Annotated in this window: 23 protein-coding genes; 17 read left to right on the forward strand and 6 right to left on the reverse strand. The window is 62.8% G+C overall.

Annotated elements, in window-relative coordinates:
* Positions 1 to 2: 2 nt before the first annotated feature.
* Positions 3 to 575, reverse strand: a complete 573-nt coding sequence (locus LB532_RS06885; RefSeq protein WP_140639148.1) for a GNAT family N-acetyltransferase — start codon at positions 573 to 575, stop codon at positions 3 to 5.
* Complete coding sequence (serB, locus tag LB532_RS06890) at positions 572 to 1,459, reverse strand: phosphoserine phosphatase SerB (protein ID WP_140639147.1); 888 nt, start codon at positions 1,457 to 1,459, stop codon at positions 572 to 574. The genes LB532_RS06885 and serB overlap by 4 nt, the downstream gene beginning before the upstream one ends.
* Here serB and miaA point away from each other — a divergent pair.
* Both miaA and LB532_RS06900 read left to right on the forward strand, forming a co-directional pair.
* Positions 1,449 to 2,417, forward strand: a complete 969-nt coding sequence (gene miaA, locus LB532_RS06895) for a tRNA (adenosine(37)-N6)-dimethylallyltransferase MiaA (RefSeq protein WP_140639236.1) — start codon at positions 1,449 to 1,451, stop codon at positions 2,415 to 2,417. The two genes, serB and miaA, sit on opposite strands and share 11 nt — an antisense overlap.
* A gap of 106 nt (positions 2,418 to 2,523) precedes the next feature.
* On the forward strand, positions 2,524 to 3,315 hold the full coding sequence (locus LB532_RS06900; RefSeq protein WP_140639146.1) for a GGDEF domain-containing protein: 792 nt from the start codon (positions 2,524 to 2,526) through the stop codon (positions 3,313 to 3,315).
* Between the two features lie 175 nt (positions 3,316 to 3,490).
* On the opposite strand, the gene LB532_RS06905 is transcribed toward LB532_RS06900, so the two are convergent.
* Positions 3,491 to 5,323, reverse strand: coding sequence for an ATP-binding protein (locus tag LB532_RS06905; protein ID WP_140639235.1), 1,833 nt, complete (start codon positions 5,321 to 5,323; stop codon positions 3,491 to 3,493).
* A gap of 154 nt (positions 5,324 to 5,477) precedes the next feature.
* Here LB532_RS06905 and LB532_RS06910 point away from each other — a divergent pair, with 154 nt between their 5' ends.
* From LB532_RS06910 to LB532_RS06920, 3 genes are read left to right on the forward strand one after another with little or no spacing between them, the layout of a single operon-like run.
* Positions 5,478 to 6,041 (forward strand): XRE family transcriptional regulator, encoded by a 564-nt coding sequence (locus tag LB532_RS06910; protein WP_140639145.1) that lies wholly within the window; start codon positions 5,478 to 5,480, stop codon positions 6,039 to 6,041.
* A 4-nt stretch (positions 6,042 to 6,045) separates the two neighbouring features.
* Positions 6,046 to 6,357: a hypothetical protein gene (locus LB532_RS06915; protein ID WP_140639144.1), complete on the forward strand. Its 312-nt coding sequence runs from the start codon at positions 6,046 to 6,048 to the stop codon at positions 6,355 to 6,357.
* A 49-nt stretch (positions 6,358 to 6,406) separates the two neighbouring features.
* Positions 6,407 to 6,928, forward strand: a complete 522-nt coding sequence (locus LB532_RS06920) for a GNAT family N-acetyltransferase (RefSeq protein WP_140495357.1) — start codon at positions 6,407 to 6,409, stop codon at positions 6,926 to 6,928.
* On the opposite strand, the gene LB532_RS06925 is transcribed toward LB532_RS06920, so the two are convergent.
* Complete coding sequence (locus tag LB532_RS06925; RefSeq protein ID WP_181169336.1) at positions 6,904 to 7,062, reverse strand: hypothetical protein; 159 nt, start codon at positions 7,060 to 7,062, stop codon at positions 6,904 to 6,906. The genes LB532_RS06920 and LB532_RS06925 overlap by 25 nt on opposite strands.
* A 38-nt stretch (positions 7,063 to 7,100) precedes the next feature.
* Positions 7,101 to 8,903 (reverse strand): NAD(P)/FAD-dependent oxidoreductase, encoded by a 1,803-nt coding sequence (locus tag LB532_RS06930; protein WP_140639143.1) that lies wholly within the window; start codon positions 8,901 to 8,903, stop codon positions 7,101 to 7,103.
* Between the two features lie 446 nt (positions 8,904 to 9,349).
* Between LB532_RS06930 and LB532_RS06935 the strand changes: the two genes are divergently transcribed.
* The 9 genes from LB532_RS06935 to LB532_RS06975 all read left to right on the forward strand — a co-directional run bounded on the left by LB532_RS06935 (position 9,350) and on the right by LB532_RS06975 (position 20,137).
* Positions 9,350 to 11,146 carry an acetolactate synthase 3 large subunit gene (locus LB532_RS06935; RefSeq protein WP_140639142.1) on the forward strand — a complete coding sequence of 599 codons (1,797 nt, stop codon included), beginning with the start codon at positions 9,350 to 9,352 and terminating at the stop codon, positions 11,144 to 11,146.
* 82 nt (positions 11,147 to 11,228) lie between these two features.
* Positions 11,229 to 11,801, forward strand: coding sequence for an acetolactate synthase small subunit (gene ilvN / locus LB532_RS06940; protein ID WP_023676680.1), 573 nt, complete (start codon positions 11,229 to 11,231; stop codon positions 11,799 to 11,801).
* A 109-nt stretch (positions 11,802 to 11,910) separates the two neighbouring features.
* Entirely contained in the window at positions 11,911 to 12,507 is a 597-nt protein-coding gene (locus LB532_RS06945; RefSeq protein ID WP_140639141.1) for a LysE family translocator, read from the forward strand.
* Positions 12,508 to 12,722: 215 nt separating this feature from the next.
* Positions 12,723 to 14,009, forward strand: coding sequence for an efflux RND transporter periplasmic adaptor subunit (locus tag LB532_RS06950; RefSeq protein WP_140639140.1), 1,287 nt, complete (start codon positions 12,723 to 12,725; stop codon positions 14,007 to 14,009).
* A complete protein-coding gene (locus LB532_RS06955) occupies positions 14,006 to 17,167 on the forward strand; it encodes an efflux RND transporter permease subunit (RefSeq protein ID WP_140639139.1) in 3,162 nt (1,053 codons plus the stop codon). Before LB532_RS06950 ends, LB532_RS06955 begins: the two co-directional genes overlap by 4 nt.
* A 73-nt stretch (positions 17,168 to 17,240) precedes the next feature.
* Positions 17,241 to 17,864: a nitrile hydratase subunit alpha gene (nthA, locus tag LB532_RS06960; RefSeq protein WP_140639138.1), complete on the forward strand. Its 624-nt coding sequence runs from the start codon at positions 17,241 to 17,243 to the stop codon at positions 17,862 to 17,864.
* A complete protein-coding gene (gene nthB, locus LB532_RS06965) occupies positions 17,861 to 18,520 on the forward strand; it encodes a nitrile hydratase subunit beta (RefSeq protein WP_140639137.1) in 660 nt (219 codons plus the stop codon). The genes nthA and nthB overlap by 4 nt, the downstream gene beginning before the upstream one ends.
* Entirely contained in the window at positions 18,507 to 18,869 is a 363-nt protein-coding gene (locus LB532_RS06970; protein WP_181169326.1) for a nitrile hydratase accessory protein, read from the forward strand. The genes nthB and LB532_RS06970 overlap by 14 nt, the downstream gene beginning before the upstream one ends.
* Positions 18,870 to 19,009: 140 nt before the next feature.
* Complete coding sequence (locus LB532_RS06975) at positions 19,010 to 20,137, forward strand: ATP-dependent RecD-like DNA helicase (protein ID WP_140553563.1); 1,128 nt, start codon at positions 19,010 to 19,012, stop codon at positions 20,135 to 20,137.
* Here LB532_RS06975 and LB532_RS06980 read toward each other — a convergent pair.
* Positions 20,130 to 20,537 carry an STAS/SEC14 domain-containing protein gene (locus LB532_RS06980; protein WP_140639136.1) on the reverse strand — a complete coding sequence of 136 codons (408 nt, stop codon included), beginning with the start codon at positions 20,535 to 20,537 and terminating at the stop codon, positions 20,130 to 20,132. The two genes, LB532_RS06975 and LB532_RS06980, sit on opposite strands and share 8 nt — an antisense overlap.
* A 111-nt stretch (positions 20,538 to 20,648) precedes the next feature.
* Here LB532_RS06980 and LB532_RS06985 point away from each other — a divergent pair, with 111 nt between their 5' ends.
* From LB532_RS06985 to LB532_RS06995, 3 genes are all read left to right on the forward strand, one after another.
* Positions 20,649 to 21,389 (forward strand): pyridoxine 5'-phosphate synthase, encoded by a 741-nt coding sequence (locus tag LB532_RS06985; protein WP_140639135.1) that lies wholly within the window; start codon positions 20,649 to 20,651, stop codon positions 21,387 to 21,389.
* 103 nt (positions 21,390 to 21,492) lie between these two features.
* Positions 21,493 to 23,412 carry a potassium transporter Kup gene (locus LB532_RS06990; RefSeq protein ID WP_140495382.1) on the forward strand — a complete coding sequence of 640 codons (1,920 nt, stop codon included), beginning with the start codon at positions 21,493 to 21,495 and terminating at the stop codon, positions 23,410 to 23,412.
* Between the two features lie 39 nt (positions 23,413 to 23,451).
* The gene (locus LB532_RS06995) at positions 23,452 to 24,492 is read left to right on the forward strand and encodes an SDR family oxidoreductase (RefSeq protein ID WP_140639134.1); all 1,041 of its coding nucleotides are present in this window, start codon (positions 23,452 to 23,454) and stop codon (positions 24,490 to 24,492) included.
* Positions 24,493 to 24,503 lie beyond the last annotated feature (11 nt).

The raw sequence follows: 24,503 nt of genomic DNA on the forward strand, positions 1-24,503 counted from the left end.
GGTTAGCGAGCCGCCCTTTTTCTTGCCTGCCAATCCTTGCTCGTCAGCTTATAGAACACATGCCGCTTGAGCCCGGAGTGGCTGTCGGGAATGCCGGGATGATCGAAGTCGGCGGATGGATCGGCGGTCATGCCGAGGCGTTGCATGACGGCGGTCGAGCGGTGGTTGTTCGCGACCGCGAAGGAGACGATCTCGCCAAGGCCGAGTTTTTCGAAGCCGTAGGCCAGCCATGCCTCGGCAGCTTCCGTGACATAGCCCTTGCCCCAGAATTCGGGCGCCAGCCGCCAGCCGATCTCGACGGTGCCGGCGGGCAGGAACGGCAGATGGTCGGTTCCGGTGATGCCGACAAAGCCGATGCATTGACCTGATGCAGCGACCTCGGCGGCGGCGAAGCCATAGCCGTCTTGCTCGATGATGGCCCGCAGTTCGTCCATCTTGGCGTCTGCTGCGGCGCGGTCGCGACGGAATGGGAAGAACTCCATCACGCGTTCGTCGGAATTGATGCGATGGAAGAGCTCGCGGTCGCGATCCTCCCAGTTGCGCAGGATCAGGCGCTCGGTGCGCATAGGTTTCATTGGACGAACTCTTCCTGCCTGTAGCCTTGCAGATAGAGCAATGCGGTCAGGTCGCCATGGTCGATGCGAACCTTTGCCTGTGCAGCCACCATCGGTTTGGCATGCAGCGCAACACCGGTGCCGGCAAGGCGGATCATGTCGAGATCGTTGGCCCCGTCGCCGACAGCAATGGCATCGGCCGGGGTGAGGCCGAGACGCGCCGTGATCTCGATCAGCGCCTCGGCCTTGGCGGCGCGGCCGAGGATCGGCTCACCGACCAACCCGGCAAAAAGGCCGTCCTGTTCGAGCAGGCGGTTGGCGCGGTTTTCATGGAAGCCGAGCATGGCGGCGATGCGTGAGGTGAAGACCTCGAAGCCGCCCGAGACTAGTGCGGTCCAGGCGCCGTTGGCCCGCATCGTCTGCACCAGCGCGCGACCGCCGGAGGCCAACGTCAAGCGGTTGGCAACGATCAGATCGACCACGGCCGCATCGAGCCCCTTGAGCAACGCCACGCGCTCGCGCAGGGCGGGCTCAAAGGCGATCTCGCCATTCATCGATCGTGCGGTGATCGCCGCGACGTGCTCCTTGACGCCGATCTCGTCGGCCAACTCGTCGATGCATTCCTGGTCGATCATGGTCGAATCCATGTCGGCGATGAGGATCTTCTTGCGGCGCGTTGCCGACTGCTGGACGATTACGTCGATCGGCTCGGCGGCCAGCGCCGCGCGCAGATTGGCGGTCGCCTCGTCGGCTTGTGCATTCGCCGGCAGTGCGAGATCGCAGGCAATGTCTTCGGCCATCCAGCTAACAATGCTTGCGCCCACCGACCGTGAGGCCATATTCGCAAGCGATGGCGACAAGGCACGATCGGCGGGATGGGAAACAAGCGTGGCGATAAGCGGCATCGATAATTCCGGTGCGGATGCGGGCGAAGGCCGCGTGAAGAACGCGATCCTGATAGCCGGGCCGACCGCCAGCGGCAAGTCGGCGCTGGCGCTCGACCTGGCCGAACGCACCGGCGGCGTCATCGTCAACACCGATTCCATGCAAGGCTACAGCGTGCTCGACGTGCTGACCGCCCGGCCGAGTGCCGTCGAGCTGGCGCGCGCGCCACATTTTCTCTACGGGCATGTCCACCCGGCAAAGGCCTATTCGACAGGAGCCTGGCTACGTGACGTGACCAGGCTAATCGACGACGGAATTTTTTCCGAACGGCCTGTTATCTTCGTCGGTGGCACCGGGCTCTATTTTCGCGCGCTGGCGGAGGGCATTTCCGAAATGCCCGATATTCCGCAGGGGGTTCGCGAGCGCTGGCGCTATGAATTGAAGGAGCAAGGCGCCGTCAAGCTGCACGGCATCCTCCTGCGCCAGGATTCCAGAGCCGCCATGCAATTGAAGCCCACCGACAGCCAGCGCATCGTGCGGGCGCTGGAGGTGCTCGACGCGTCGGGTCGCTCGATCCTGGACTGGCAGGCGGCGCGGGGCCGGCCGTTGATCGACAGGCGCAGCGCGCATTTCTTCGTCATCGAACCGGACCGGACGGCACTGGTGAGCCGCATCGGGACGCGCTTCGACCAAATGCTCGACAAGGGCGCGCTGGACGAGGTCAGGCAACTTGCGGCGCTTGGGCTCGATCCGCAATTGCCGGCGATGAAGGCGATCGGCGTTCGCGAACTGCAAGCGGCGATGGCGGGGCAATCAAGTTTTCCCGAGGCGATCGAGCGCGCCAAGATCGCAACCAGGCAATATGCCAAGCGGCAGACGACCTGGTTTCGCCACCAGCTAGGGCCGGAATGGCAAAGATTGCGCCCTGGTGACGATCTCGAAACCACGATCCAAACGCTTGTTGCTAATGCAACCTAGAAAGCTGAGCCTTCACGGAAAGGTTCTCGTTGTGGTTGTCCGAATTAACCCTCCGTAAGGCCCGCCATGCCATAAGGTCGACGGGCATTTTTCCATCGGGGAGCAGATGCGTTTCCACAAGGCGGAATCGGCGTTTTTCGTCTTTATCTTCGTGATCCTGGCCGCCGGCCTGGTGACGCTGCATGCCTATGGACTGCTGCAATCCTTTGCCACCGAACTGCACACGGCCTCCGGCCTGGACAAGGTCATCTACCTCAACAAGCTGCTTTTCGCGACGGGCGTGCTGCTGGCGACCGCGCTGTTCTTCGGAATCTTCTTCATCTACCCGCTGATCCGCAAGCAGGCGATGGAGGAAGGCAAGCTGCGCGCCATGACCGTGTCGCTGAGCGCCCGCTCCGAGACGTTCGAACATGCGGCGCTGACAGACAGCCTGACCGGCATGCAGAACCGGCGCTATTTCGACGACGCGCTGAAGGAATATCTCGAGGAGTTCAAGCGCATCGAGAAGCCCGTCGGGCTGATGATCCTCGACCTCGATCATTTCAAGCAGGTCAACGATACACACGGCCACGACGTCGGCGACGAGGTACTCAAGGCCGTCGCCAGCTGTCTCAAGGACATGACGCGCTACCATGACGTGGTGGCGCGATTGGGCGGTGAGGAATTCGCCGTGGTCACGCCCAATATGGAGGCGGAATTGTTGTCGAAATTCGCCGAGCGTATCCGCAAGGCGATCGCCAACATGTCGGTTCTCTCGGGCAATGTCCGGCTCAAGATCACCACCAGCGTCGGCCTTGCCGTCTGGGACCGAAAGGAGACGGCGGAAGAATTCTATCGCCGCGCTGACCGCCAGCTCTACGAGGCCAAGAGGCAAGGCCGCAACCGTGTCTGCGCCTGAAATCCCGAAGAAGAATTCATGAGGCCGGTTGCCTGACGCGGCTTTCTCGAAAACCACGCCATTCAATCCGGCCTGATGAATTCCCTTTCGGGATTTGACCAAGCTGGTTCGATGATGTGAAGCCTTTGGAAGCTTGTGTGCGGCTTCCCGGCCGGTCGTCAGAGAGCTTGCAGGCTCAATCGTTCTGGGGGCGCATGCCAAAGGTGGCGGGCTTGAGGCCGTAGCGCATATCGAAATCATCGTCCGATTGCACCCGTGCGGCCGGCGGCTTGCGGTAGTCGGGATCGCCAGCCTGGCGGCCAGAATCGACCACTTCGGCAAAGGCCATCGCCTGCTGTTGCGGCTTTGGAACGTTGCGAAGCCGTTCCACGATCGTCACCAGATCGACATCGTCTCCGGTTTTCGACGACATGGCTTGTTCGCGCTTTGCCGTGCCCGGGATCAGTTCAGCCGGCAGTCTCTCGAACTTCAGCCGCATCGTCGTCGCCACGCCTTCGCCGAAGGCGATCGCTTCGCGCTGGCCCATGGACGACAGGAAAGCAAGCGTGGAGGCGGACGAGTCGGCGATGGCCGAGCGGATGATCGCCTGGTCCTGCTCATTGGCGAGCCGCATGGCGAAGAAAGTCGAGCACTGCGACAGGATGGTCGGGTCGAGTTCGCCCGGGCGCTGGGTGACGACGCCGAGATAGCAGCCGTATTTGCGGCCCTCCTTGGCAATGCGCGACAGCGCGTGCCTTGTCGGCGCGAAGCCGAGGCGCGAATCGGCCGGCATGTAGCGATGCGCTTCTTCGCACAGCAATAGGAGCTGCAGCTTGCCCTCGCTCCACAGCGCAAGGTCGAACGCCAGGCGCGCCAGCACCGAACAGACGGAATTGACCACTTCGGACGGCATGCCGGCCATTTCGAAACAGGTCACCGGGCGGCCGTTATGCGGCACGCGGAAGATGTTGCCGATCGTCTCGTGGATGGTGTCCTCGATCAGGCGCGAGTTGAACATGAAACGGTAGCGCGGATCGGCTGCCGCTGATTCGATGCGCGTCTTCAGCGATTTGAGCGTCGGGCGCTCGTTCTTGCTTTCGAGCATGCCCATACGCTCGTCAATCTGCTTGAGCAGATCGGCAATGCGGTAGGGCACTGGCGTATCGGCGGTCAGCGCATCGCTGCCGCGCCTGAGATAGGCACCGGAATTGGGGTTGCGATAGAGGTTTTTGGCGAGCGGAATGAGGTCGCGCAGCGCATCGATCTCGTCGGGCACGGTCTCGCGGCCGCGAAACAGAACCTCGGCGAATTCCTCGAGCCGGAACATCCAGAACGGAAGGTCGAGCGTCTTGGAATCGACCTTGACGCAATATTCGGGCAGCGACGCGGCGAATTCATTGTGCGGATCGAGGATCAGGATGCGCAGATCCGGCCGCGCCGCGATCGATTTGCGCAGCAGCAGCGAGACGGCGGTGGACTTGCCGACACCAGTGGTGCCGACAATGGCAAAGTGGCGCGCCAGCGTGTCGTCGATGGCGATGTTGGCGGCGATCGCCTCGTCCTGCGACAGCGAGCCGATGGTGATCGAATGACGCCCGGCCAGATCATAGACGGCCTGCAGGTCACGGCTGCGGATGCGGTGCGCGATGGCGCCAATATGGGGATAGGTGGTGATGCCGCGGTCAAAGATCGGCTTGGAGCCGGCTTCGGCGCCGTCGCGCACTTCGCCGATCAGCTCGATGCTGACCTCGATGGCGTTCTGGCCTTCGCTGTTCCAGGCGCGATCCGACTTGCCGATCGCATAGACCAGGCCGACAGTGCGCGTCGTGCCGAGATTGACCGAGATCATCTTGCCGACGGTCCACAGGCCGGTCACCGCGCCGTCGACGTCGTCCGCAAAGGCGCTGATGGTGGCCCGCGCGCCGTCGCATTGCACGACATTGCCCAGGATGCGCCTGTCGTTCTGTTCGGCGTTGCGGCGCTCCTGCGATGTCGGTTCTCCGACCGAGGCTTCGCGTTCGACATACATGGACAGGCCAATCCCCATTTTCCCTCACGTCGAAGCCTACAGGAACGGGGTTAAGGTCGAGTGTGGCCGGATGGTGTAGGGAGGATTAAGAAGCCGGCGAAAATTGTCGCGACAAGGCTCTTTTCCAGCGATCGGTTTTCGTTATAATAGACGAATGGACGATATATCGAACGACATCTCCTCGACAATCGGCAGACGGATAAACGCCGAGAGGACGATACGGGACTGGTCCCTGGCCGAGCTCGCCGAGCGCTCCGGCGTCTCCAAAGCCATGTTGAGCACGATCGAGCGCGGCATGACAAGCCCGACGGCAGCGCTCCTGGTGCGGATCGCCGCCGCCTTCGGCATGACGCTGTCGACCCTTATCGCACGCGCGGAATTGCAGGGTGGGGGCTTGCTGCGGGCTGACGCGCAGCCCGTCTGGCGCGATCCCGACACCGACTATGTCAGGCGGCATCTTTCGCCGGCCGGCGACATGCCGCTCGAACTGATCAGGGTTCATCTGCCGGCGGGCGCCAAGGTCAGCCTGCCCGCGGCGTCCTACGCCTTCATCAAACAGCAGATATGGCTGATCTCCGGACGGCTCGAATTCACCGAGGGCGATCTGGTGCACAGGCTCGAGCCCGGCGACTGTCTGGCGCTCGGCGCGCCGTCGGACTGCACCTTCCATGCGCTCGATGCGGGCGCCGACTACCTCGTCGCGCTGGTCAGGGGCTGACATCATGGCCGCGAGACGTCCGAAGCGCTCCCACAATGGGGGACCGCCGATCGACGACTACAAGGGGCCGCCATGGGGCAAGGGCGATCCTTATATTTTCCTGGCCTGGCAGGCCGCGCACGCCAAGGCGTGGAAAGCACCGAGCCGCGACGTCATGCTGATGCGCGTGGACAAGGCGGAACGGCTGGGACTCACCTATGAGGAATACATTCTCGAACTCCTCGAACGTGGACGCCACCTTCAGGAAGAGGACACCGAACGCATCGCCGCGATCAAGGCGGCACGCAAGCGAAGGCGATTCAGCGCTTTCGATTGACGCCAGTTCGACCCTATCGATCCTTCCATCTCAGCCAGGCAGAACGAGCATGCATTCCATCGAGATCAGAATGTTGACGCAGGACGCGCGAACACAGGCGTTGCTTGGCGATCTTCTGGTCGAAACGGTTGCCGCGGGCGGGTCCGTGAGCTTCATGCATCCGCTGGCGCCGGAAACCGCCCGCAGGTTCTGGGACACGTCGCTGACGGCGGCCGCAAGAGGCGAGCGGGTGGTGCTTGGCGCGTGGGAGGCAGACACGCTGGTCGGCACGGTCACGCTGCTGCTCGACTGTCCGCCCAACCAGCCGCACCGGGCCGAGATCGCCAAGCTGATGACGCGCCTCGATCGTCGAGGCAAAGGCGTGGCGACCCGCCTGATGCAAGCGGCCGAGGCCCTTGCGGTGGAGAGGGGCCGCACACTTCTGGTTCTGGATACGGCGACCGAAGAGGGGGCGTCCGGGCTCTATGAGAGGCTGGGCTTCACGCTGACCGGGGAAATACCGGATTATGCATTGAAGCCCCATGGCGGGCTGACCGGCACGCTCATCTACTGGAAGCGCATCGGCCGGTGACCGTCATCCGGAGACGGCTCGCCGAGGCGCGACAGCAGCCATTGGCGGAAATCCTGCTCGACACCGGTCAGTCGCGCGACCGGTGCCTTGGTCAGAAAATGCCCCGATGTGCTCCGGAAAGGGAGGCGCGCCAAACCGCGCCTCCCTCGGCTTGTTTGCGGCACAATCGGGCTTATGCCTTGTGGTGAACCTGCTGCAGCCCATAGACGGGCGTCGCAATGCCTTCGTGCCTCGCCTTCAACTGCAGCGACAGGAACTGCGAATAATGGCGTGATTGGTGCAGGTTACCGCCATGGAACCAGAGCGCCTCCTGCTGCGTCGGCTTCCACATGTTGCGCTGCTCACCTTCCCATGGGCCGGGATCCTTGGTGGTGTTCGAGCCGAGCCCCCAGCATTTGCCGACCTTGTCGGCAACCTCCTTCGAGATCAACTCGGCCGCCCAGCCATTCATCGAGCCGTAGCCGGTGGCGTAGACGATGACGTCCGCCGGCAGTTCGGTGCCATCGCAGAGCAGGATGGAATGTTCTTTGATCTCGGCCACATCGACGCCGCTCTTGAGTTTGATGGCGCCATCGATGATCAGCTGCGAAGCGCCGATATCGATGTAGTAGCCGGAACCACGCCTGAGATATTTCATGAACAGGCCGGAGCCGTCGTCGCCCCAGTCGAGCATGAAGCCGGCCTTTTCCAGGCCCTTGTAGAATGCCGCGTCGCGCTCCTTCATCTTCTCATAAAGCGGAATCTGGAACTCGTGCAGGATCTTGTAGGGCAGGGACGCAAAGATAAGGTCGGCCTTGGCGGTGGTCATACCGTTCTGCACCGCCTGCTCCGAGTAGAGGGCGCCAAGCCCAATATCCATCAGCGTGTCGGATCTGACGATGTGGGTGGTCGAGCGCTGCACCATGGTGACGTCGACGCCGGCTTCCCACAGCGCCGCGCAAATATCATGCGCGGAATTGTTCGAGCCGATGACGACAACCTTCTTGCCGGCATATTGGTCGGGGCCGGGGTGCTTTGAGGAGTGGTGCTGATCGCCCCTGAAATTCTCCATGCCCTTGAACTTCGGCAGGTTGGGACGGCCGGACATGCCGGTCGCCAGCACCAGCTGCTTCGGCTTCAGCGTGATGTCCTTGCCGTCGCGGTGGACGACAACCGTCCATTCCTTCTTCTCATCGTCATAGGAAGCGCTCTTGGCCTCGGTGGAGGACCAGTAATTCAGTTCCATCACCTTGGTGTACATTTCCAGCCAGTCGCCGATCTTGTCCTTGGGCGAGAACACCGGCCAGGTCCGGGGAAAATCGATGTAAGGCAAATGATCATACCAGACCGGATCGTGCAGGCAGAGCGACTTGTAGCGCTTGCGCCAGCTGTCGCCGGCACGTTCATTCTTCTCGATGATGATCGTCGGCACGCCGAGTTGCCGGAGCCGCGCGCCAAGCGCGATGCCGCCCTGGCCGCCGCCGATGATGACCGTATAGGGCTGCGTCTTGAAGCCAAGCTCGGCCGCTTCCTTTTCGCGCTCTTCCTTCCAGGTCGGGCGGTTCTTGCCGGAGCCGTGCTTGGCGCCCATCGGCCGGGCGAAGCCGGCCGGCTCCTCGTGCCCTTTCAGCTCGACCATTGTGGTCAGCAGCGTCCAGATCTTGCCGTCCTTCAACCTGATATGGCCGAAGCCGCGCGCCACGTCGGTCTCGAAGCTGATCCAGCCGTCGATCACCCCGTTCGCCTCGGTCGCGTCCTCGCCCCTGGCGATCGCGAAATGCGATGGCTTCGTCTTCGACAACTGGCTTTCCAGCATGTCACGCACCTGATCGCGGCCTTCCATGGTCTTGATGTTCCAGGTGAAGGTGACGAGGTCGCGCCAATAACAATCTTCCTGGAAGCATTCGACCGCCTTGTCGATGTCGCCGGCGGCGAGGGCCGCGCCAAATCGTTCTAGAAGGTCGGAAAGCTTCCTGTTCGGGGCCTTGTCGAGCATCAGTTTCCTCCGCGTTTTTGTTGATCGGCCTCGTTGCGAGCTGCCTTTGCCGAGCTTGGGGTCCGGCCTCGGGCAGTATCGCGGCAAACGATGGTCCGCGTCACGTCGCCAAATAGTTCGCTTTGTTTTCAGGGGGTTGACCAGCCACCCGGCGTCGAGCCGGGTCTAAACTGACGGCGTGCGCGTGCTTCGTGCCATGCACCGGGCAAGCCGCCATGAAAGCGGAATCGACCCCATTGACGAACGGCCGGTTTCACCCTTATGGTTCGCCACCATGAAAAAGGCACTCATTCTCGTAGGAAGGCGCGTGGGCAAGGCGGTGTAACCGCCGGGCGAAAACCTCCCATGCGCAACACACAGGCTCCCTCGGGGGCCTTTTTTATTGCCCAAAACACGACTAAACGACCAGCAAATCGCCAGATGGCGGACAGTACGGGACCAAACCGATGAGCAACGGACAGAGCGAGCGGCGCGAAATGCCAAGCAGGGAAATGACGGGCGCCGAAATGGTGGTGCAGGCGCTGAAGGACAACGGCGTCAAGCATGTCTTCGGCTATCCGGGCGGCGCCGTTCTCCCGATTTATGACGAGATCTTCCAGCAGGACGACGTCGAGCACATCCTGGTGAGGCACGAGCAGGGCGCAGGCCACGCGGCCGAGGGCTATGCGCGCTCGACCGGCAAGGCAGGCGTCATGCTGGTGACATCAGGTCCGGGCGCGACCAACGCGGTGACGCCTTTGCAGGACGCGCTGATGGATTCGATCCCGCTGGTGTGCCTGACCGGCCAGGTGCCGACCTCGCTGATCGGTTCGGACGCTTTCCAGGAGTGCGACACGGTCGGCATCACGCGCCCCTGCACCAAGCACAATTGGCTGGTGAAGGACGTCAACGAACTTGCCGCAACCATCCATGAGGCCTTCCATGTCGCCACCACCGGCCGTCCCGGTCCTGTCGTGGTCGACATCCCGAAGGACGTGCAGTTCGCCAAGGGTTTTTATGTTTCTCCGCAAACCGCGCCACGCACCAGCTATCAGCCGAAGGTGCAGGGTGATCTGGAGAAGATCAAGGCGGCGGTCGAGCTGTTGGCCGGTGCCAGGAAACCGATCATCTATAGCGGCGGCGGTGTCATCAACTCCGGTCCGGAAGCGAGCCATCTGCTGCGCGAACTGGTCGACCTCACCGGTTTCCCGATCACCTCGACATTGATGGGGCTCGGCGCCTATCCGGCATCGGGCAAAAACTGGCTCGGCATGCTCGGCATGCACGGCACCTACGAAGCCAACATGGCCATGCATGATTGCGACGTGATGATCTGCATCGGCGCGCGCTTCGACGACCGCATCACCGGCCGGCTCAACGCGTTCTCGCCGAACTCGAAGAAGATCCATATCGACATCGATCCGTCCTCGATCAACAAGAACGTCCACACCGACGTGCCCATTATCGGCGATGTCGGCCGGGTTCTCGAGGATCTCGTGCGGCTGTGGCGGGCAACCGCCAAGGCCGACAAGAAGGCGCTCTATCCCTGGTGGGAGCAGATCGCCAAATGGCGTGCGCGCGATTCGCTCGCCTACAAGATGAACAACGACGTGATCATGCCGCAATATGCCATCCAGCGGCTCTATGCCCTGACCAAGGACATGGACACCTACATCACGACGGAGGTCGGCCAGCACCAGATGTGGGCGGCGCAACACTACCATTTCGAGAAGCCGAACCGCTGGATGACCTCCGGGGGGCTCGGCACGATGGGTTACGGCCTGCCGGCGGCACTCGGCGTGCAGATCGCGCATCCGAACGCGCTGGTCGTCGATATCGCCGGCGACGCTTCGGTGCAGATGACGATGCAAGAGATGAGTGCCGCGGTGCAGTTCGACGCGCCGATCAAAATCTTCATTCTCAACAACCAGTATATGGGCATGGTGCGGCAATGGCAGCAGCTGCTGCACGGCAACCGGCTGTCGCATTCCTACACCGAAGCCATGCCTGATTTCGTCAAGCTGGCCGAAGCCTATGGCGGCCACGGTATTCGCTGCGACAAGCCGGACGAGCTGGACGATGCCATCAAGGAGATGATCTCGGTCAGGAAGCCGGTGCTGTTCGACTGCCGCGTGGCGACGCTCGCCAACTGCTTCCCGATGATCCCGTCGGGCAAGGCGCACAATGAGATGCTCTTGCCGGACGAGGCCACGGACGAGGCGGTGGCCAACGCCATCGACGCCAAGGGCAGGGAACTGGTGTAGCAGCGGACAGAGGCAGGGCTGTCGCGAGAAGCCGTGCGTAAACAGAGATTAGATCCAAGAGTTTGAAGTCGAGATTCACATCATGAACGCACAGCTACAACCGACCGGCTCCGCCTATTTCATCGCCAAGGAAACGGAAAAGCCGGAGAACCACACGCTTTCCGTGCTGGTCGACAACGAGCCGGGCGTGCTTGCCCGGGTCATCGGCCTGTTTTCCGGGCGCGGCTACAACATCGAGAGCCTGACAGTCTCGGAAACCGAGCATGAGAAACATCTGTCGCGCATCACCATCGTGACGCGCGGCACGCCGCATGTGCTGGAGCAGATCAAGCACCAGCTCGAGCGCATCGTGCCGGTCCACCGCGTCGTCGACCTCACCGTGCGCTCGCAGGAATTCGGCCAGGAACGGCCGCTGGAGCGGGAACTGGCGCTGGTCAAGGTCGCCGGCACCGGCGAAGCCCGCGTCGAGGCGCTGCGGCTCGCCGACGCCTTTCGCGCCAGCGTCATCGACGCCAATACCGAACATTTCATCTTCGAGATCACCGGCAAGGGCTCCAAGCTCGACCAGTTCATCGCCATCATGAAGCCGCTCGGCCTGGTCGAAATCTGCCGCACCGGCGTGGCGGCGATGAACCGTGGCCCGCAGGGGATGTAGCACCCGTCAGTTTCTCCACAGCGTGACGACGGGATCGGCCACCGGCGGATGGTGGCCTTTGTGCGGTCGTGGAAAGAGACAATAATACTGGCCTATCTGGGAGGATATCATGTCGCTCGACGCATTCCTCGCCTTGCTTGTCTACGCCTTCGTGACCTCGATCACGCCCGGGCCTAACAATCTGATGCTGCTCGCCTCAGGTGTGAATTTCGGCTTGGTGAGGAGCGTGCCGCATATGTTCGGCATCAGCATCGGGTTTCTTGTCTTGCTGCTGGCGGTCGGCCTTGGTCTTGGCGCCGTGCTGACGGCGTTCCCGGCGCTGCACACCGCGCTCAAGATCGCCGGCGCGGCCTATCTGCTCTACCTTGCCTGGAAAATCGCCATGTCGCGCTCGCTCAGCGGCAAAGGCGAGACGAAGGCGCGTCCGATGCGCTTCATCGAGGCGGCCGCGTTCCAGTGGGTCAATGCCAAGGCCTGGGTGATGGCGGTCACCGCCATGGCCGTCTACTCCAATCCGGAGCATCCGTTCCTGTCGGTGGCGCTGATCTCGGTGGCCTTCACTATCGTCAACCTGCCGAGTGTTTCAGTGTGGGCGGGATTCGGCACGGCGCTGCGCGGTTTCCTGTCCGATCCAGTGCGGCTGAAATGGTTCAACATCGTCATGGGCGTGTTGTTGGCCGCGACGCTTTGGCCGATGCTGCGGTGAGCTGTCCAGGTTCGCGATCCGGCTTTTGCACGCGATCATGGTGGCCTGCCCATCTATTGTGCAGTGCACATTAAATCTTCGTAATGCCGTGTTTTGGCCCTTTTCCGCCAAAGCCCTGTCCTATCTATTCAGCGAAATCGCGGCAGGCAGTCGTGATTTGAGCTAGAATACGACCACCTGGCTATGGCGTGTCGGACGGAGAGGGTCTTTTGTCGATGCGTGGAAAAGTCATTCTTTCATTGCTTGCGGTCGCCTGCGCAGGCGCGGCCTGGCTCTATCTGTCTCCCGACACGCTGAGCAGGGCCCGGCAGATTATCGGTGCAAAGCAGGTCGCGTCGGACAAGCCGACGCCGGATAGGCAGGATCCGCAGGCAGGGGCCAAGCAGGCGGCCGGCGGCACTGGCGCCCGGACGGCCTCGATCATCTCGGCCACGGCAACGACGGCCGATTTCCCGGTCCGGCGCTACGCCATTGGCTTCGTCTCCTCTCCCGCAGTGGTCAGCATCAATGCGCGCGTGTCCAGCCAGATCGTGTCGATCGACGTCAAGGACGGGCAGATGGTGAAAACCGGCGACCTCCTGTTTTCGCTGGATGACCGTGCCTTGAAGGCGCAGCTCGCCAAGGATCAGGCGACGCTCGCCAAGGATCAGGCGCTGCTTGCCAGTTCGAATTCCGATCTTCAGCGCGCCAAGGATCTTGTCGCCAAGCAGGCCGGTACGCAGCAGACCTACGACCAGGCCGTTGCCGCGCAGAAGGCGGCGGCAGCGACTGTCGATGCCGACAAGGCGACAATCGATGCAGACAATGTCCAGCTTGGCTTTGCCACGATTACCGCGCCGATTTCCGGCAGGCTTGGCGCGGTGAACGTTGCCGTGGGCGATCTCGTGACCACCAGCAATGGCAGCAGCAGCACCTCGACCCCGCTCGTCACCATCACCCAGATGGATCCGCTCCAGGTGAACTTCAACCTGCCCGAAAGCAACCTTGCGCTGCTGCACAAGGCACTGGCAAAACCACAGCAAGGGGCAGTGACCCTAACCCAGGACGGGGACCCGACACCGATTGGCAAGGGCACGCTCGATTTCGTCGATTCCAGCGTCGATACCGCTTCCGGCACGATCGCAACGCGAGCCAGCATACCCAACGCCGATCTGTCGCTGTGGCCGGGCCAATATGTGAATGTCGTGCTCGACGCCGGCATCATGCCGCAGATGACATCCGTCCCCACGGTCGCGGTGCAGCCCAGCCAGAAGGGGCCGTTCGTCTATGTGGTCAAGCCTGACAACACAGTCGAAATGCGGCCGGTGCAAGTGGCGCTGACCGAAGGTCAGAACAGCGCCATCAGCAATGGCCTGAAAAGCGGCGAGAAGGTTGTTATCGAAGGCCAGACGCGACTGAAGAACGGGGCTGCCGTGCACGAAGGCAAGGCATCCGCCGGAGCCGGCGACCGGGCAGCAGCCAAGGTTGCGCAAGCCGACAAGGCCGGCGAGGCCGCCCAATGATCTCCGAGTTCTGCATTCGCAGGCCTGTCGCCACCCTCCTGATGTCGTTCGCCCTCGTTCTGGGCGGGCTGTTCGCCTACAAGTTCCTCCCGGTAGCCGCGCTGCCCAGTGCCGAATTCCCTGTCGTCAACGTCTCGGCTCAGCTGCCCGGAGCCTCGCCGGAAACGATGGCAACGTCGGTGGCGACGCCGCTGATCAAGCAATTCGCCACCATTGCCGGCATCGACTCGATCTCGACCACCAACTCGCTCGGCCAGACCTCGATCGCCATCCAGTTCGTGCTCAACCGTGACATCGATGCCGCGGCCGCGGACGTGCAGGCAGCGATCGCGCGCACGCAAAGATCGCTGCCGCCGCAGATGACCTCGCCGCCGAGCTACCGCAAGGTCAATCCGGCCGACGCGCCGATCCTTTTGATGTCGCTGGTCAGCGATACGGTTCCGCTGACCGATCTCGATGCTTTCGCCGAAAACGTCATCTCGCCGTCGCTGTCGACCATCGACGGCGTGGCGCAGGTCTCCATCTTCGGCCAGCAGAAATATGCAGTCCGCATTCAGATCGATCCGACCGCGCTTGCCGCGCGTGGCATTTCGATCGACCAGCTGCAGGCGGCGATCGCATCCGCCAACTCCAACACGCCGTTGGGCGTTCTGAAGAACAACAAACAGCAGCTGACGATCACGGCCAATACGCAGCTGACCGACGCCGCCGGATTCTCCAACCTCATCATCGCCACCAAGAACGGTCATCCGGTGCGGCTGGGCGAGGTGACACGCGTCGTCGATTCGGTGCAGACCACGACGACTGCGAGCTGGTATGACGGCACGCGCGCGATCATCATGGCGGTGCAGCGCCAGCCCGACGCCAACACTGTCGACGTCGTCGACAAGGTCAAGGCGATGCTGCCGTCCTTCCAGGACCAGATGCCGGCCGCCGCCCAGATCAAGCTGCTCAACGACCGTTCGACCTCGATCCGCCAGGCCGTGGACGACGTGCAGTTCACACTGCTGTTGACCATCGCGCTGGTGGTCATGGTGATCTTCGTGTTCCTGCGCCGCGTGACGGCGACAATCATCCCGGCCGTGGCGGTGCCGATCTCGTTGATCGCCACGCTCGGCGCGATGTTCCTGTTCGGCTTTTCCATCGACAACATCTCGCTGATGGGCCTGACGCTTGCGGTCGGCCTCGTCGTCGACGATGCCATCGTGATGCTGGAAAACATCTTCCGTCATATGGAGGAGGATGGATTGTCGGCTTTCGATGCGTCGCTGAAGGGCGCGCGCGAAATCGGCTTCACCATCATCTCGATCTCGATCTCGCTGGTGGCCGTGTTCATCCCGGTGCTTCTGATGGGCGGCGTGATCGGGCGCATCTTCAACGAGTTCGCCGTCGTGGTGACGGTCGCCATCCTGGCGTCGATGTTCGTGTCGCTGACGCTGACGCCAATGCTGTGCTCGCGGCTGCTTTCGGTGACCAAGGCCGACCGCGAGGCGCATGGCGATGGCCACAGGCGCGATTTCATCACCCGCGGCTACGATCGGATCTTGAGCTTCTGCCTGCGGCACACCTTCCTGGTGTTCCTTGTCTTCATAGGCACCGCCGCGGCGTCGGTGTGGCTGATCGAGGTCTCGCCGAAGGGCTTTTTCCCGCAGGAGGATATCGGCCAGATATCGGTGACGACCATCGCGCGCCAGGACATCTCGTTCGACGCCATGGCAAAGCTGCAAGGACAGGTGGCCAGCGTCTTCTCGCATTCGCCCTATGTCGATCATGTGGCTTGGTCAGCGGGCAGCGGCAACAATGCGCTCAACCAGGGGCAGCTTTTCGTCCAGCTCAAGGGCAAGGACCAGCGGCCCAATATCGAGAAGGTGCTTGCGGATCTGCGCAAGCAACTGGCCGGCGTGGCGGGCATCGAGACCTACATGCAGCCGGTGCAGAATTTGAGGCTGGGTTCGCGCTCGTCGGCCAGCGCCTACCAACTCGTGGTTCAGGGCCTCGACACCGGCCAGACCGACATCTGGGCGCAGAAACTGAATGACGCGATGGCGGCCGATCATGCGACCTTCACCGACGTCACCAGCGATTTGCAGAACAATGCGCTGCAGGCGACACTGGTGGTGGATCGCGACAAGGCGGCCCAGCTCGGCATCGACACCGACACGCTGCGCTCGGCGCTTTATGGCGGGTTCGGCACCGACCAGGTTTCGACGATCTTCGGCTCCGCCGATAGCTACGAAGTCATCACCGAGCTCGATCCGAAGATCGAGTGGTCGCCGGAGCGGATGCTGGCCATCCAGATGAGGACGGCGAGCGGCTCCCTGGTTCCGCTTGGCGCCTTCGCCCGGGTTGATCGCACGGCCGGCGCCTTGACGGTCAACCAACTCGGCCAGCTTCCGGCCGTGACGATCTCCTACAATCTGCCGCAAGGCGTGGCGCTCGGCGACAGCGTGAGCCGCATCAACGCGCTCAAAGAGCAGATCGGCATGCCGGAGACGATCTCGACCAGCTTCGCCGGCACGGCCAAGACCTTCCAGGACTCGCTCGCCAACCAGGGCCTGCTGATCGGCGGCGCGATCCTGACCATCTATATTGTGCTTGGCATTCTCTATGAGAGCTTCATCCATCCGCTCACGATCCTCACAGGCTTGCCATCGGCTGTGCTGGGGGCGGTTGTCGCCTTGCGCTTCGCGGGCATGGACCTGTCGGTCATCGCGGTGATCGGCATCCTGATGCTGATCGGCATCGTCAAGAAGAACGGCATCATGATGGTCGACGTCGCCCTCGAATTGCGACGAGAGGGCATGTCGGCCACCGAGTCGATCCACAAGGCCTGCCTGATGCGGTTCCGGCCGATCATGATGACGACGCTGGCCGCCTTGATGGGCACGTTCCCGATCGCGCTCGGCACGGGCGCCAGCGCGGAGCTGCGCCAGCCGCTGGGCGTCGCCGTCGTCGGCGGCCTGCTTGCGTCGCAGGCGCTGACGCTGTTCGTCACACCCGTGATCTATGTCTACTTCGAGAATTTCTCGGGCTGGCTGGTCGGGCTGATGCCGAAGCGCAAGGGCGAGTTGCACCTGGTCGAAGCGGGGGATCAGCCTTCGCTGTTCGACGATGATGACGAAATCCGAGGCGAGCCGCAAAAGGCGGCCGCGGAGTAGCGTATCCGCGTCGCGCCCACTGGCCCAAGTCGTCATGCTTGCGGCCGGCGGATCGCAGCCGTAGTTTGTGGCTATGTCCCACGATCATGACCACGACAACGAGCTCGATCCGTTTGCCGCTCGCGTGCGCGCGCTGGAAACCATTCTCACCCGCAAGGGATTGATCGATCCGGCCGCGATCGATGTCATCGTCGATACCTACGAGACCAAGATCGGTCCGCGCAACGGCGCGAGGGTGGTGGCAAAGGCCTGGAGCGATCCCGCTTTTGCCGAGTGGCTGAAGCGCGATGCGACGGCGGCGATCGGATCGCTGGGTTACACCGGCCGCCAAGGCGAGCACATGCAGGCGGTGTTCAACACCGAAGAGACGCACAATCTCGTCGTCTGCACGCTGTGCTCCTGCTATCCGTGGTCGGTGCTCGGCCTGCCGCCGGTCTGGTACAAGGCGCCGCCCTATCGCTCGCGCGCGGTCATCGATCCGCGCGGCGTGCTTGAGGAATTCGGGCTGACGCTGCCGGTCTCAACAAAGATACGCGTCTGGGATTCGACGGCGGAGTTGCGCTATCTCGTCGTACCGATGCGGCCTCAAGGAACCGAAGGCTGGAGCGAGGAGCGCTTGTCCGGATTGGTAAGCCGCGACGCCATGATCGGCACCGCGCTGGCCCAAAAAACGGAACAAACGGGGGGGCCGCCATGAACGGCCCACAGGATCTCGGTGGACAAATGGGATTCGGACCGGTAGCGCCGGAACGGGACGAGCCGTATTTTCATGCCGACTGGGAGCGGCGGGCGCTCGGCGTGACGCTCACCGCCGGCGCAATGGGCGCCTGGAATATCGATGAGAGCCGTCATGCGCGGGAATCGCTGCATCCGGCCGACTATTATGCCTCCAGCTACTACCAGATCTGGATCAAGGCGCTGGAGATCCTGCTCAAGCGCCATGGTTTCGTCAGCGAGCGCGATCTTGCGGCAAGCGAGGCGATCGATGCGGCCGCGACGCCCAAACGGGTGCTGAAGGCCGATGACGTTCCGGCCGTGCTTGCCAAGGGCGCTCCGTGCAACCGGCCGGTCGAAACGGCGCCGCGGTTCAGGGCCGGCGACCGCATACGAACCAGGAATTTCAACCCGACCGGCCACACCAGGCTGCCGCGCTACGCCCGCGGCAAGCATGGGCGGATTGAAGCGGTGCGCGAAGGCTTTGTGTTCCCCGACACCAACGCGCATGGGCAAGGCGAAAACCCACAATGGGTCTATACGGTGGTTTTCGACGGCACCGAGATCTGGGGCGACGGGGCCGATCCGACGCTGACTGTGTCCATCGATGCCTGGGAGAGCTATCTTGAACCGGCCTGAGGCGAACGGGCCTGCCGGTTTGCCCGCCGGCCTCGATGCGCCCATCTTCGCCAAGCCTTGGCAGGCCGAAGCCTTCGCGATGACGGTGGCGCTGCACGACAAAGGCCTGTTTTCGTGGAGCGAGTGGGCGCAGGCACTGTCGGCCGAAGTGAAGAAACCCGGCGCCGCGGCTGACGGCCATGACTATTACGAACATTGGTTGGCGGCGCTGGAAGCGCTGCTGGCGTCGAAGGGATTGGCCGCCAAGCCCGATGTCGATGCGATGGCACGGGCCTGGGAGCGCGCCGCGCATGCCACCCCGCACGGCAAGCCGATCCTGCTGGAGAACGATCCGCACGCCGTCATCTGATCGCGCGGACATGGCGCCCGTTCCCTTTACGTTCCCGTCCTCGCCTGATAGGCTGAAGCGCAGGGAGTTCGCCACCAGGCTGCGTCGATGGCGATGGCGGCTATCTTGTCTTTCCCTCGCGAATCCGGTCACACGATCAGATGGAATTTTCACCACAACAGGACGAGGCGCTGCAAGCGGTCGCGCGCTGGCTCAAGGCCGGCAAGCCGCAATTGTTCCGGCTGTTCGGCTATGCCGGCACCGGCAAGACGACGCTGGCGCGCTATTTCGCCGAACATGTTGACGGGCAGGTGCAGTTCGCCGCCTTCACCGGCAAGGCCGCGCAGGTGCTGCGCTCCAAGGGCGCGGTCAATGCCCGCACCATCCATTCGCTGATCTACAGGCCCAAGGGCGAGGAATCGGTCGAAGACGAGGTGACCGGCAAGACGTCGATGTCGCCGACCTTTTCGCTCAACCGGCAGAGCCCGATCTCGCGTGCGAAACTGGTCATTATCGATGAATGCTCGATGGTCGACGAGCAGCTTGGCCGCGACCTGATGAGCTTCGGCACGCCGATCCTGGTGCTGGGCGATCCCGGCCAGTTGCCGCCGATCTCGGGCGGCGGCTTCTTCACCGACCACGAGCCGGATTTCCTGCTCACCGAAATCCACCGGCAGGCGCGCGACAATCCGATCCTGCGGCTGGCGCTCGATGTGCGCGAGGGGCGCGAATTCATGCGCGGCGACTACGGCACGGCGCAGGTGATCGGCAAGGAAGACGTCAACCAGGAGCTGGTGCTGAGGGCGGACCAGGTGCTGGTCGGCACCAACCGCACGCGCCGCCGCTACAACCAGCGCCTGCGCGAGCTCAAGGGGTTCAATGCCGACTATCCACAGGCCGGCGACAAGCTGGTGTGCCTGCGCAACGACCCGGCCAAGGGCCTGCTCAACGGCTCGCTGTGGAAGGTGATGACCTCGTCGCGCGAGACAGTAAAACCTGGCATCAACCTTCTGGTGTCGCCGGAAGAGGATGATCCGGACCGCGGTGTCGCCAAGATCAAGCTGCTCAAGGCGGCTTTCGAGGATCCCGACGCCGATATCCCGTGGCAGCAGAAGAAGCGGTTCGACGATTTCGACTATGGCTATGCGCTGACCGTGCACAAGGCGCAGGGCTCGCAATGGAACGAGATCGTGCTGTTCGACGAGAGCTGGGCGTTCAAGGAGACGCGCCAGCGCTGGCTTTACACCGCGATCACCCGGGCGGCCGAACGGTTGACGATCGTCAGGTAGCGGAGCCCAGTTGCCTGGCGCCGAGCCATTGCCAGGCATCGGCCTCGTCCTCGTCTTTGAAGTGCCTGAGTTCGACCGGCGGCGGGGTAGGGAGGAAGTCTCGCGCTTGCGCCGTCCAGTCCGGCTCGCCGATCGCGGCACAACGGCCGATATGCTCCACGGCCTGGACCGCGCCCTGTCTCAGCGTCTCGTCCGATATGTCGTTCCAGTCGACGCCGTCATGATCGATTACGCGCACCAGCACATCGATTCGCGGGTGAAGCGCGTAGGCCGCTTCGAGTAGGCCGAACAGGTTTTCCGCGTCGGCCGCCGAGACATGGCCGACGATATCGATGGCGAAGAGATCCTCACGGTCCGTATCGATGCGCCGGATTGCCGGCACGGCTTCGAGGAAATTCAAGGGATCGTATCCTTTCACAAACGTCGTCCGATCTTCTGGAACACCGGAAACCCCTATCTGTTCCCGTCAAAGGCGGTATAGATGCGCCGAAATCGAGCAGGATCCGAAGCCATGCCCGCAAAGCTTTCCGTCAATCTCAACGCCATCGCCATGCTGCGCAACCGGCGCGACCTGCCGTGGCCTGATGTGATCAGGCTTGGCCGCATCGCGCTTGCGGCGGGAGCGCATGGGCTGACGGTGCATCCTCGCCCGGACGAGCGCCATACCCGCCGTTCAGACCTGCCTGAGATCAGGGCCTTGATCGACGATGAGTTCCCGCGGGCCGAATTCAACATCGAGGGCCATCCGACCGAGGATTTCCTGGCGCTTGTGGAAAAGCACCAGCCGGAACAGGTGACCCTGGTGCCTGACGATCCCTCCCAGGCAACCTCGGACCATGGCTGGAACTTCATCGCCGATGCAGCGTTCCTGACACCGATCGTGAGACGCCTGAAGAAGGGCGGTTTTCGGGTCTCGTTGTTCTCCGATGCGGATCCCGCCGGCATAAACGCCGCGCGCGATACCGGCGCCGACCGTATCGAGCTTTACACGGGACCTTATGGCAGTTGTCATGCCGATTCCGCCAAGGCGGCCAAGGAGCTGGAAAGACTGGGAAAAACCGCCGATGCGGCCGTTGCCGCGGGCCTTGAGGTCAATGCCGGGCACGATCTGACGGTGAGCAACCTGCCGGCCCTGGCGCGACGCGTTCCGGCATTGGCGGAAGTGTCGATCGGACATGGGTTGACAGCCGACGCGTTGGAGTATGGCATGGCCGGCACGGTGGGCCGATTTCTCAGGGCTTGCGGGTGGTAATGGTGGCAGCCTCGCGTGCAAAGCATGGCAGCCATAACGCGACGGTACTTGATATTGCATCGCAGCAAGCGTAGAGCACCGCCCGCTTATCGGAGTGTCGTTCATGGCCCTTGCCAACACTGGTAGTGAGGCAGAAACCGTCGAACAATCGAGCCATCCTGAGATCGAGCAGCACAGCACCAAGGTGTTGATGCTCGGCGCGCTCGGCGTTGTTTACGGCGATATCGGCACCAGCCCGATCTACGCGTTCCGCGAGGCGCTGGTGGCGTCGTCGGGCGGCGAAGTGGCCGACCGTGGCGACATTCTTGGCGTTCTCTCGCTGATCATCTGGTCACTGACGATCATCGTCACCATCAAATACATCATGTTCGTGCTGCGCGCCAACAACCGCGGCGAAGGCGGCGTGCTATCGTTGATGGCATTGGCGCGCGGCAGTTTCCCGAAGCGCTCGGCGATCATTCTGGGCATCGGTATCGTCGGCGCCTCGCTGTTTTTCGGCGATGCCGTCATAACCCCGGCAATTTCGGTGCTCTCGGCGGTCGAGGGCATGAATGTCGTCACGCCGACCTTCCAGCCCTATGTCGTGCCGCTGACACTGGTCATCCTGGCGGTTCTGTTTTCGGTGCAGCGCTTCGGCACCGGCGGCGTGGCGCTGATCTTCGGCCCGATCACCGCGGTCTGGTTCCTGGCTATCGGCCTGTCCGGTCTCAACCATATCATCGCCGATCCGGAAATCCTGTGGGCGATCAGCCCGCACTATATTGTCGCCTTCCTGATCAATTCGCCCGATGTCGCCTTCGTCACCATCGGCGCCATCTTCCTTGCGGTCACCGGCGCCGAAGCGCTCTATGCCGATCTGGGCCATTTCGGCCGCAAGCCGATCGTGCTCGCCTGGCTGGCGATCGTGTTCCCTTGCCTGCTGCTCAACTATGCCGGCCAGGGCGCCTTCGTGCTGGCCAAGAACGGCGTGGTCGGACATCCCTTCTTCGAAATGAACGAAGGCTGGACGCTGATCCCGATGGTGGTGCTGGCGACCGCCGCGACGGTCATCGCCAGCCAGGCGGTGATTTCAGGCGCATTCTCGCTGACCAGGCAAGCGGTGCAGCTCAACATGCTGCCACGGCTGGAAATCCTGCACACGTCGGAAAAACAGTCCGGCCAGATCTACATGCCGCGCGTCAACCTGTTGCTGGCGCTGGTGGTGATGATGCTGGTGGTGGGCTTCGGCGAATCCAGCAGGCTGGCTTCGGCATACGGCATCTCGGTGACCGGCAACATGCTGGTGACCACGGTGCTGCTGTTTGTCGTCATGACCCGCATCTGGAAATGGCGGCTGTGGGTGGCGGTCGCGATGACAGCGTTGTTCGGTTTCATTGATGTCGGTTTCTTTGCTTCCAACATCGTCAAGGTGTTCGAAGGCGGCTGGGCCTCGCTGGCGGTGGCCTTCACCATCGTTCTGGCGATGTGGACCTGGGTGCGCGGCAGCCGTTATCTCTTCGACAAGACCCGCCGCAACGAGATCCCGCTCGATTTCCTGGCCGGCAATCTGTTGAAGAAGAAGCCGCAACTGGTATCCGGCACCGCGGTGTTCCTGACCAGCGATCCGCTCAGCGCGCCGACCGCGCTGATGCACAGCCTGAAGCATTACAAGGTGCTGCACGAGCAGAATGTGATCCTCTCGGTGGTGACCGCGCCGCAGCCGGTGGTGCCTGACAGCGACCGGGTCAAGATGGAGACAGTCAACGAGCTGTTCATGCGGGTGACGCTGACCTTCGGCTATATGGAGCAGCCCAACATTCCGCGCGCGCTGGCGATCTGCCGCAAGCAAGGCTGGAAGTTCGACATCATGACGACCTCCTTCTTCCTGTCCCGGCGCTCGCTGAAAGCCTCGCCCAATTCCGGCATGCCGGTGTGGCAAGACCGGCTGTTCATCGGGCTGGCGCGCACGGCGGCCGACGCCACCGAATATTTCCAGATACCGACCGGCCGTGTGGTAGAGATCGGCACGCAGGTGGCGATCTGACGGTCTCGATCGCCTTGGGCTGACGCTTCGGGGGCGGGCATGAGCGGCGAATTGGTGCTTGTCACCGGCGGATCTGGGTTTCTCGGCGCTCACTGTATCCTTGAACTGCTGAAGGCGGGCTACCGCGTGCGCACGACCGTGCGCTCGGCCAGGCGGCAAGCCGATGTCCTGGCCATGCTCAAGACAGGTGGCGTCGAGCCGGATGACAGGCTCTCCTTTGCAATCGCCGATCTCATGAGCGATGCCGGCTGGTCGCCAGCCGCTGCCGGCTGCGACTATGTCCTGCATGTCGCCTCGCCGTTCCCGCCCGGCGTGCCCCAGCATGAGGACGAGCTGATCATTCCGGCCCGTGAAGGCGCGTTGCGGGTGCTGCGCGCGGCACGAGATGCCGGCGTCAGACGCGTCGTGCTGACCTCCTCCTTCGCGGCTGTCGGCTACGGCAAGCTGCCGCCCGACGGCCGTCCGTTCACCGAGGAGAGCTGGACCGATCCGATGGCAAGGGTCAGCGCCTATGTGAAGTCGAAGACGCTCGCCGAGCGCGCAGCCTGGGATTTTATCGCCGCCGAGGGGGACGGGTTGGAGCTTGCTGCCGTCAACCCCGTCGGCATCTTCGGGCCTGTGCTTGGCTCCGACCATTCGACCTCCACCGAATTTGTCCAACGCATGATGAATGGCGCCATGCCGGGGCTGCCGCGCTTGTCCTTCGGCGTCGTCGATGCACGCGATGTGGCGGACCTGCATGTCCGCGCCATGACCGATCCAGCTGCCAACGGCGAGCGCTTCCTGGCGGTCGCCGGCGATTTCATGACGGTGCGGGAAATCGCGCAAACCTTGAGAAAGCGACTCGGCAATGCGGCGGCGCGCGTTTCGACCAGAGAGCTTCCCGATTGGCTGGTGCGCATGGTGGGACTGTTCAATCCGGAAGTCGCCCAGCTCGTGCCTGAGCTGGGCAAGGTCAAGAATGCCACCAATGCCAAGGCGGTGCGCATGCTCGGCTGGAAGCCGCGTTCGCCCGAAGATGCGCTGGCGGTGACCGGAGAGAGCCTTATCCGGCACGGCCTGATCAAAACATCGAAGTAGAGGGCGGCGGG

Source organism: Mesorhizobium sp. ESP-6-2, assembly GCF_020164675.1.
Taxonomy (GTDB): domain Bacteria; phylum Pseudomonadota; class Alphaproteobacteria; order Rhizobiales; family Rhizobiaceae; genus Mesorhizobium.

What these genes read in the sequence shown, in the direction of transcription:
- LB532_RS06885 (WP_140639148.1), bottom strand. Translation starts at nt 575, where the DNA reads ATGAAACCTATGCGCACCGAGCGCCTGATCCTGCGCAACTGGGAGGAT.
- serB (WP_140639147.1), bottom strand. Translation starts at nt 1,459, where the DNA reads ATGCCGCTTATCGCCACGCTTGTTTCCCATCCCGCCGATCGTGCCTTG.
- LB532_RS06900 (WP_140639146.1), top strand. Translation starts at nt 2,524, where the DNA reads ATGCGTTTCCACAAGGCGGAATCGGCGTTTTTCGTCTTTATCTTCGTG.
- LB532_RS06905 (WP_140639235.1), bottom strand. Translation starts at nt 5,323, where the DNA reads ATGTATGTCGAACGCGAAGCCTCGGTCGGAGAACCGACATCGCAGGAG.
- LB532_RS06910 (WP_140639145.1), top strand. Translation starts at nt 5,478, where the DNA reads ATGGACGATATATCGAACGACATCTCCTCGACAATCGGCAGACGGATA.
- LB532_RS06915 (WP_140639144.1), top strand. Translation starts at nt 6,046, where the DNA reads ATGGCCGCGAGACGTCCGAAGCGCTCCCACAATGGGGGACCGCCGATC.
- LB532_RS06920 (WP_140495357.1), top strand. Translation starts at nt 6,407, where the DNA reads ATGCATTCCATCGAGATCAGAATGTTGACGCAGGACGCGCGAACACAG.
- LB532_RS06930 (WP_140639143.1), bottom strand. Translation starts at nt 8,903, where the DNA reads ATGCTCGACAAGGCCCCGAACAGGAAGCTTTCCGACCTTCTAGAACGA.
- LB532_RS06935 (WP_140639142.1), top strand. Translation starts at nt 9,350, where the DNA reads ATGAGCAACGGACAGAGCGAGCGGCGCGAAATGCCAAGCAGGGAAATG.
- ilvN (WP_023676680.1), top strand. Translation starts at nt 11,229, where the DNA reads ATGAACGCACAGCTACAACCGACCGGCTCCGCCTATTTCATCGCCAAG.
- LB532_RS06945 (WP_140639141.1), top strand. Translation starts at nt 11,911, where the DNA reads ATGTCGCTCGACGCATTCCTCGCCTTGCTTGTCTACGCCTTCGTGACC.
- LB532_RS06950 (WP_140639140.1), top strand. Translation starts at nt 12,723, where the DNA reads ATGCGTGGAAAAGTCATTCTTTCATTGCTTGCGGTCGCCTGCGCAGGC.
- LB532_RS06955 (WP_140639139.1), top strand. Translation starts at nt 14,006, where the DNA reads ATGATCTCCGAGTTCTGCATTCGCAGGCCTGTCGCCACCCTCCTGATG.
- nthA (WP_140639138.1), top strand. Translation starts at nt 17,241, where the DNA reads ATGTCCCACGATCATGACCACGACAACGAGCTCGATCCGTTTGCCGCT.
- nthB (WP_140639137.1), top strand. Translation starts at nt 17,861, where the DNA reads ATGAACGGCCCACAGGATCTCGGTGGACAAATGGGATTCGGACCGGTA.
- LB532_RS06975 (WP_140553563.1), top strand. Translation starts at nt 19,010, where the DNA reads ATGGAATTTTCACCACAACAGGACGAGGCGCTGCAAGCGGTCGCGCGC.
- LB532_RS06985 (WP_140639135.1), top strand. Translation starts at nt 20,649, where the DNA reads ATGCCCGCAAAGCTTTCCGTCAATCTCAACGCCATCGCCATGCTGCGC.
- LB532_RS06990 (WP_140495382.1), top strand. Translation starts at nt 21,493, where the DNA reads ATGGCCCTTGCCAACACTGGTAGTGAGGCAGAAACCGTCGAACAATCG.
- LB532_RS06995 (WP_140639134.1), top strand. Translation starts at nt 23,452, where the DNA reads ATGAGCGGCGAATTGGTGCTTGTCACCGGCGGATCTGGGTTTCTCGGC.